Below are 553 nucleotides of genomic sequence, written 5' to 3'. Positions count from 1 at the left end.
TTGTTGGTTGTGGTGGTGCCGGGTGTGTCTGTTGTTTGAGAACTCAATAGTGTGCCAAGTTTGTTGATACCAATTTATTTATATGGATTGGTTGAATTGGCCAGGTTGTGCCACCCCGTGGTGTGGCCTGGTTGTTTTTCAGCTGGTTTCAAATTTTGTGCAGCCGTTTTCTTCCGTTTTCCCGGGGGTGGTGGTTGTGTCTGTTTTTGTTTTACTTCAACGGAGAGTTTGATCCTGGCTCAGGATGAACGCTGGCGGCGTGCTTAACACATGCAAGTCGAACGATGAACCTCACTTGTGGGGGGATTAGTGGCGAACGGGTGAGTAACACGTGAGTAACCTGCCCTTAACTCTGGGATAAGCCTGGGAAACTGGGTCTAATACCGGATATGACTCCTCATCGCATGGTGGGGGGTGGAAAGCTTTATTGTGGTTTTGGATGGACTCGCGGCCTATCAGCTTGTTGGTGAGGTAATGGCTCACCAAGGCGACGACGGGTAGCCGGCCTGAGAGGGTGACCGGCCACACTGGGACTGAGACACGGCCCAGACTC

At 51.7% G+C, this 553-nt stretch carries 1 rRNA gene; it reads left to right on the top strand.

The window, feature by feature from the left end:
• Positions 1-216 precede the first annotated feature (216 nt).
• Positions 217-553, top strand: a 16S ribosomal RNA gene (locus AC1DRE_RS25140); the annotation flags it as partial.

This window comes from Arthrobacter sp. P4_H3 (assembly GCF_056400885.1).
This window is presented reverse-complemented; position numbering and strand designations above follow the sequence as displayed.